Raw genomic sequence first — 7,441 nt, forward strand, 5'->3', positions numbered from 1 at the left:
ACGACTCGCTCGACGACTACGCGGAGTCGCCCGTCCCGGAGTACGACGGACTCTCGCGCATGGTGAACCGTAACGACGACACCGTCGCTGCCGTCCTGGTCGGCGGCAAGTGCGTGGTCCGCGACGGCGTGCCGACGCCGGACCTCGGGACGGTGCGCGCAGGTAGCTTCCTGGCCGCGACGGGGAGTCGCTGACGCGCGTCGCCGCGGACGTGGTTGACATCACCGACGGCTGAGGAATGCTCGGCGCACATGCGTGGTTGCCCCTCGGGTGAGCACCCCAGTCGCGCCGAGCGAAGCCGAGCAGGCCAGAGCCGAGCAGAACGAATCACCAGCCCACCTGTCGACCCGACGGGTGGGCTGGGTGATTCTGGCCCTGGCGCTCGGCGGCTTCGGCATCGGGACCACCGAGTTCGTGGCGATGGGGCTGCTGCCGAACATCGCCGCGGACCTCGGCGTCACCGAGCCGGTCGCCGGGCACCTGATCTCGGCGTACGCGCTGGGCGTGGTGGTCGGCGCACCCGTCATCGCGGTGCTGGCGGCACGGGTCTCCCGCCGAACCCTGCTGATCGCGCTGATGATCGCCTTCACCCTCGGTAACGCCCTGAGCATCGCCGCGACCACCTACTCGTCGCTGATGGCCGCTCGATTCGTCGCCGGACTGCCGCACGGGGCGTACTTCGGAGTCGCCGCGCTGGTTGCCGCTCACCTGGCGGGCCCCGGCAAGCGGGCGATCGCCGTCGGCAAGGTGATGATGGGTCTCTCGGTCGCCAACGTGCTGGGCGTGCCCGCGGCCACCTGGCTCGGGCAGGCGTTGGGCTGGCGGTCGGCGATGGCGCTGGTCGTGGTGATCGGTGTGCTGACCGTCGCATCGCTGTGGTGGGTGCTGCCCGACCTGCGGGGCATGAAACTGACGTCACCGACCACGGAGTTGGGCGGCCTCCGCAGCAGCCAGATCTGGCTGACGCTGTTGGTGGGCACCGTCGGTTTCGGGGGCTTCTTCGCGTTCTACACCTACCTGAACACGGCATTGACCTCACTCGGCGGCCTCTCGGAGAGCGCCGTCCCCATCGCGCTGATGCTGTTCGGCGCGGGCATGGTCACCGGCAACTACGTCGGCGGACGGCTGGCCGACTCGCTCGGCGACCGCGCCATCGCCATCGGCATGGCCGCGGCGGCGGTGACCCTGGTGCTGTTCGCGGCGCTGGTCTCGACCGGATGGCCGGCGGTGATCGTCGCCTTCTTCGTGGGGTGTGCCGGATCGACGGCCATCCCGGGCCTGCAGACGCGCCTGATGGATGTCGCCCACGACGCGCAGACCATCGCTGCCGCACTCAACCACTCCGCGCTCAACGTCGCGAATGCGATCGGTGCGTGGGTGGGTGGACTGGTGATCGCGCAGGGCTTCGGCTATCGAGCGCCGTCGATCGTCGGCGCGGGGTTCGCGGTGGCCGGAGTGGTGGTGCTGGGCGTCGCCGTGGTGGCGGCGCGACGGTCCGGCGAGGCGCCGAAGCAGCGCGAGGAACCGATCCCGGTGGGGCGCTGACGGCGGTTCGCCAGGGCTCGAGCAGGCTCCCGCGACCGATACACTGGTGTCCCGTGACCACCTCGCCTTTCTCCATCAGCTCCGTCAACGTCAACGGGATCCGCGCCGCGGTCAAGCACCGCTCGAAAGAGAATCTCGGCATGCTGCCGTGGCTCGAGCAGACCGCGCCCGACATCGTCTTGATGCAGGAGGTCCGCGCCACCGACACGCTCGCACGCAAGGCGCTGCAGCCCGCGCTCGACGCGGGGTGGCATCTGGCGCACGCGGAGTCGACCGTTAAGGGCCGCGCGGGCGTCGGCATCCTGTCGCGCCGCGAACCGAGTGCGGTCCGCATCGGCTTCGGCAGCGACGAGTTCGATGATTCGGGCCGCTACATCGAGGCCGACTTCGACGTCGCAGGCCAGACCGTCACGGCGGCGAGTCTGTACCTGCCGACCGGTGCGGCGCTCACCGAGAACGAGAAGGACGTCGAGAAGTATCACGAGAAGGTGCGTTTTCTCGACGCCTTCCGCCCCTACCTCGACAAGCTCCTCGCGGGCGACGGTCAGGTGGTGGTCGCGGGGGACTGGAACATCGCGCGCGACGAGCGGGACATCAAGAACTGGAAGGGCAACGTCAAGAACGCGGGCTTCCTGCCGCACGAGCGTGAATGGGTGGCCGGCCTGGTGGAGGCCGGCTGGGTCGACATCGCCCGCGAACACCACGGCGACGTCGCCGGTCCGTACGCGTGGTGGTCGTGGCGCGGCAAGGCATTCGACAACGACGCGGGCTGGCGCATCGACTATCACCTCGCGACCCCGGCGCTCGCACAGCGCGTCACGAAGACCTGGGTAGACCGCGCGGACGCCTACAACCTGCGCTGGTCCGACCATGCGCCGGTCAACGCGCAGTTCGCGTGACCGGCGGCGTGGCGGATCAGATCATCTCGCGGCCTTCGTCGCGGGCCTCACGCCATTCGCGATAGAAGGCGCGCACGATCACCCCGAGGGTGCCTGCGGTCAACAACGGCCAGATCAGGACGTAAATGGTCAGCCAGAACGTCGTCATCGGTTCTCCTCCTCTCGTTGCGCACTGACGGCCAGCGGGGTCTCACCCGAGGCCGGTGGGGCGTCGTCGGCGTCGCGGTCGTCGAAGTCTCCGGTCGTCTCCGCGATGACGGCGAAGTCGAAGCGGCGGTCGCGGTTGAGCATCGTCAGGGCCACGCACAGGATGGTGCTGACCGAGTACGAGACGAGGCTGCCCGAGAGCACGGTGTACTCGTGGAGCATGCCGATGGTCCAGGGCGCGGACGCGAGGGTCGAGACCACGCCGACCACGAGGGCTGCACGCTTGCCGAGGAAGCCGAAGGTCATCAGCCCGAACACCACGCCGATGCCGATGGTCGAGAGGACGTCGAAGCCGATGCCGACGGCACCGGACATGTCGATCCACGCGAAACGGACCGGGATGAACACCGCGAGCGCGGCGATCACCGAGACGCTGAACGCGACGTTGGTGACGCGATCCCAGTAGAAGCTGGCGATCACCGGGAACACCAGGGCGCCCCAGAGCGCACCGACGAACACCAGCAGGTCGAGGATGTTGAGGTTCGATCCGGTGAAGTACAGCGCCGCACTGATCGCGACGATCATGGTGATCCGTCCGATCAGCACCATCTTGGCCGGGTCGGCGTTCCGTCGGCCCACGCCCTGTCCGTACACGTCGGCCATCACGATGGACGCCAGTGCGGTGAGGTCGGCGTCGGCGGTCGACGACAGCGAGCCGATGATCATGATGAAGAACAGCGCCAGCAGCGCGGGGCTGAGGTAGGTCGCCGCCATCTGCGGAATCAGGTTGTTGACGTCGTCGTCCATCGGCGTGATGCCGGCGTACAGGGCGATGACTCCGAGCATGCCGATGCCGATGATGGTGGAGCCGTATCCCACGGTCGCGGTGACGAACGTCTTCTTGATGAGATCCTCACGCACCGCGAACAGTCGCTGCGCGATGGTCTGATTGCCGATCGCGTAGGCGAGGACGGCCGCGATGTAGGGGGCGCCCTGATTGAAGAACGCGTCCGAGGAGAAGAAGTTCGCCTGCTGATCGGTGAGATTCTCGGCGCCCGCGGCGAAGAGGTCGGGGCCACCGGCGGCGAAGAAGACCACCGGAATGATGATGACCACCGCGCCCAGCATGAAGACCACCTGGACGAAGTCGGTCAGCACCGAGGCCCGGAACCCGGACCAGAGGGTGTACATCAGAATGCCGCCGGCGATCGCGACGACGCCCTGGGTGAAGCTGAACGGCGAGAGCATGTCGATCAGCGCGCCGCCAGCGATCAGGTTGGCGGTGAGGCTGATGACGCTGCCGAGGATGTTGGATCCGGCGAGCAGGAGCTGACTGGAGCGGCCGTGCCGGGCGAACATCACCTCGGCGATCGTGTGCGCGCGGGGCGCGACCTTCCGGATGCGCCGACCGAACGGGTAGATCAGCAGAATCATGAGGGCGCCCCAGAGCCCGTAATGAATGGGGCCGGACAGACCGTAGGTGAATCCGGACGTCGCCGATGCGTACATCGAGGCGGCCCAGATCCAGGTGGCCGTCATCGAGGCCGACGAGATGCCGAAGCCGATGTTGCCGCCGGCGGTCATGTAGCCGTCGGCGTTCTCGGACTTCTTGCTGATCCGCAGCGCGATGAACGCGCTGGTGCCGAAGAAGGCGAGAAACAGCAGGACCACAAACGGACCGGAGAGTTGTTGAAGTTCCACGAAGGTGAAGTCACTTTCTCAGTAGGGGAGACCGGGGTTCGGGCTCCGCATCAGAGGTCAGAGAGATCACCTAGTTGTCGGGAGGTTCCAGACCGGCGGACGCGGCGGTGCGCACGCTCACAGTGAGGGGGAACGGCCCAGTACAACTGGCGGACTTCACGGAAAAACTCCTCTTGTATGTTTATTCACTCCTTTGTTCTTTTACCTGTTACGTCCGGATATAGCCAACCGAACAGACGACAGCCCGCCTTCCTCGACGAGGAAGGCGGGCTGTTTGGACGACCTGGTCGGGTGTTGTGTAGGACTAGCTCCCGGCGCCGTCGAGCACGCCGCCGACGATGCCGGAGGTGATGTCACTGATGATGCTCTGGGTGGATCCGGAGCTGGAGAGGTCGTCGCCGACGCTGCCGATGGCCTCGCCGGGCGACATGACGCGGGTGAGGTAGCACGCGGTGAGGTCGGGGAAGTTGTGGCCGACGCCCGCCGTGCCGGTGACCGCGATACCGCCGCTGGTCACCGGCACGCCGGGGACGCTGGACAGCGGCAGGTTGTAGGTGAACGAGACGGTCAGCGGATTGCTGGAGTTGACCATCCAGCCGGAGTTGGCGACCTTCCAGCCCTTGCCGTCGGCGACGACCGGGACCGACTCCTCTTTGAGGCCGCCAACGACGTGAAAGGCGCGGACCTTGGCCGTCGGCTTGCTGAAGCCGCTCGGCGGCACGTCGACGACGGAATGGACGTAGGGGTTGCCGATGCCGTTCGTGCTGACGTCGATCTTGTAGGTGACCTTGGAGCCGGCGCCCGCCGTCATCGCCACCGACTTCGCGTAGTCGTGGGTGACGCCGACAGTGCTGAGGTCCTTCTTGGAATCCTTGCTGGCGGCTCGACACTCGGCGGCCGACGCGGTGCCCGCGGCCGAGGCAGAGACGGCGACGACACCGCCGCCGAGCAGTGCGGCGGCGGCAGTGATGGCGACCGTCCGGGAGACGGTCTGTCGGGCGGACGTGCGGCGACGGCCGGGGAGGGATGCGGTGATTCTGGGCATGATGTCTGCAACCTAATGGTGAGCCCCGCTGGAACCCGATTCGGCGACCGCCGTTGGCACGAAAACTGGCACGAACTTCGAGCCGTCGACGACCCCTCGCAGGCGCCGGTGGCGCGTGGTGCCCGGTCCGACCATCCCCGTCGGCAGGCCCGCGGAGGTCGGTCTGCAACAATCGCACCTATGACCACGCCTGAACCGCGCCGCCGAGTCCTGTCCGGAATCCAACCGACCAGCGACTCCTTCCACCTCGGCAACTACCTCGGCGCGGTCAGGCAGTGGGTGCAGCTGCAGGAAGACTTCGACGCCTTCTACTTCATCCCCGACATGCACGCGATCACCGTGCCGCAGGACCCGAAGGTGCTGCGCGACCGCACGCGTCGCAGCGTGGCGCAGTTGTTGGCGGTCGGCGTGGATCCGGAGCGTGCGACCATCTACGTGCAGTCGCACGTACCCGAGATCGCCCAGCTCACCTGGGTGCTGACCTGCCTGACGGGCTTCGGCGAAGCGAGCCGGATGACGCAGTTCAAGGACAAGTCCGCCAAGGCCGGAACCGACTCCGCGGGCGTCGGGCTGTTCACCTACCCGATCCTGATGGCCGCGGACATCCTCGCGTTCCAGGTGGATCAGGTGCCGGTCGGCGAGGATCAGCGCCAGCACCTCGAGCTGACCCGCGACCTCGCCCAGCGCTTCAACAAGCGCTTCGGCAAGGCGCTCACGGTGCCCAAGCCGTACATCGTGGAGGAGTTCGCCAAGATCTACGACCTCCAGAATCCGACGGCCAAGATGAGCAAGTCGGCCGAGAGCGACTCCGGGCTGATCAGCCTGCTTGACGACCCGAAGCGGTCGGCCAAGAAGATCCGATCGGCGGTCACCGACAACGACCGCGTCATCGCCTTCGATCGAGAGAACAAGCCGGGTGTATCGAACCTGCTGACCATCCAGGCGGCACTGACCGGCCGCAGTATGGAGGAAATCGTCCGTTCGTACGACGGTAAGGGTTACGGTGATCTGAAGGTCGAAACGGCGGAGATCCTCACCGAGTTCGTCACGCCGTTGCGGGGGAAGGTCGACGAGATCCTGGCCGACAGCGCCTACCTGGACGGAATCCTGGCCGCCGGTGCTGCGCGAGCGCGCGAGGTGGCTTCCGCGACCGTCGACGACGTGTACGAGAAGGTGGGCTTCCTGCTTCCGCGACCGTAGAGAAGCACGAGGGGACCCGGATGGACGGCATCAAACAGATCGTCGCGCGACTGACCGCACTCTGGGAGCGTGCGGTGGAGCGTTGGCCGCTCCTCGCACACCTCATGGCAACGCTCGACAGGTACAACCAACGCCGAGGAAACGCCTACGCCGCGGCGATCAGCTTCATCGGCTTTCTGTCGCTGGTGCCGATCCTGATGGTCTCCTTCGCACTCGCGGCGTTCGTCCTCGTCTGGAATCCGACGCTGCTCACCGACATCACCGACGCCATCGTGAAGAACATTCCGGGCGCACTCGGCGAGCAGTTGAACTCGGTGATCGACTCGGCAATCGCTTCGCGCCGGGCCGTCGGCATCATCGGACTGATCTCGGCCGCCCTGACCGGGATCGGCTGGATCGGCCTGATGCGCAACGGGCTCACCGAGATGTGGGGCGGTCGGATCAAGAGCAATGCTGTGCTCGGCAAGGTCTACGACCTCGGGATGTTCGTCGGTCTGGGGTTGGTGTTCCTCGTGACGATCGCACTGTCGGTGGCGTCGGCCGGCCCGGTCGGCCCGGCCGTCATGGATTTCGTCGGTATCCCGGAGAACGGGGTCACGCTCGCGCTGCTGCGCGTGGCGACGATCATTATCAGCATCGTCGCCACCTGGTTGCTGTTCCTCATGGTCCTCGCGGGTCTGCCGCGCTGCAAGATCCCGGTGCGGGCCATCGTGTGGCCCGCACTCGGCACCGCCGTGATCTTCGAGATCCTGAAGTCGGTCAGCGGGCTGTACCTGCAGTCGGTGCTGGGGAGCCCGGCCGGCGCCGCATTCGGCCCCATTCTGGGCCTGCTGGTGTTCGCGTATCTGGCGTCGCGGATCGTGCTCTACGCGGCGGCCTGGAGCGCCGCGGACCCGAAGAACGC

The 7,441-nt window shown here is 66.9% G+C and carries 7 protein-coding genes and 1 pseudogene; 5 read left to right on the top strand and 3 right to left on the bottom strand.

Annotated elements, in window-relative coordinates; translation table 11 throughout:
• The 3 genes and pseudogenes from GX543_RS09415 to GX543_RS09425 all read left to right on the top strand — a co-directional run.
• A pseudogene (locus GX543_RS09415) lies at positions 1-194 on the top strand (hypothetical protein); the annotation flags it as partial.
• Between the two features lie 145 nt (positions 195-339).
• Positions 340-1,545: an MFS transporter gene (locus GX543_RS09420; protein ID WP_290851551.1), complete on the top strand. Its 1,206-nt coding sequence runs from the start codon at positions 340-342 to the stop codon at positions 1,543-1,545.
• A gap of 53 nt (positions 1,546-1,598) precedes the next feature.
• Positions 1,599-2,444, top strand: a complete 846-nt coding sequence (locus GX543_RS09425; protein WP_290851543.1) for an exodeoxyribonuclease III — start codon at positions 1,599-1,601, stop codon at positions 2,442-2,444.
• Between the two features lie 16 nt (positions 2,445-2,460).
• Here GX543_RS09425 and GX543_RS09430 read toward each other — a convergent pair whose 3' ends face one another.
• The 3 genes from GX543_RS09430 to GX543_RS09440 form a co-directional block, all read right to left on the bottom strand.
• Positions 2,461-2,592 (bottom strand): putative transporter small subunit, encoded by a 132-nt coding sequence (locus GX543_RS09430; protein ID WP_290851545.1) that lies wholly within the window; start codon positions 2,590-2,592, stop codon positions 2,461-2,463.
• Positions 2,589-4,292: a sodium:solute symporter family protein gene (locus tag GX543_RS09435; RefSeq protein ID WP_366929062.1), complete on the bottom strand. Its 1,704-nt coding sequence runs from the start codon at positions 4,290-4,292 to the stop codon at positions 2,589-2,591. Before GX543_RS09435 ends, GX543_RS09430 begins: the two co-directional genes overlap by 4 nt.
• 304 nt (positions 4,293-4,596) lie before the next feature.
• Positions 4,597-5,337: a hypothetical protein gene (locus GX543_RS09440; RefSeq protein ID WP_290851546.1), complete on the bottom strand. Its 741-nt coding sequence runs from the start codon at positions 5,335-5,337 to the stop codon at positions 4,597-4,599.
• Positions 5,338-5,517: 180 nt separating this feature from the next.
• Between GX543_RS09440 and trpS the strand changes: the two genes are divergently transcribed.
• Positions 5,518-6,537, top strand: coding sequence for a tryptophan--tRNA ligase (gene trpS / locus GX543_RS09445; protein ID WP_290851547.1), 1,020 nt, complete (start codon positions 5,518-5,520; stop codon positions 6,535-6,537).
• A gap of 20 nt (positions 6,538-6,557) precedes the next feature.
• Positions 6,558-7,441 (top strand): YhjD/YihY/BrkB family envelope integrity protein (locus GX543_RS09450; protein ID WP_290851549.1); only part of this gene is annotated, 884 nt, incomplete at its 3' end.

Origin of the sequence: Gordonia sp. (in: high G+C Gram-positive bacteria) (genome assembly GCF_012515855.1) — a bacterium.
In the GTDB taxonomy this organism is placed as follows: Bacteria; Actinomycetota; Actinomycetes; order Mycobacteriales; family Mycobacteriaceae; genus Gordonia.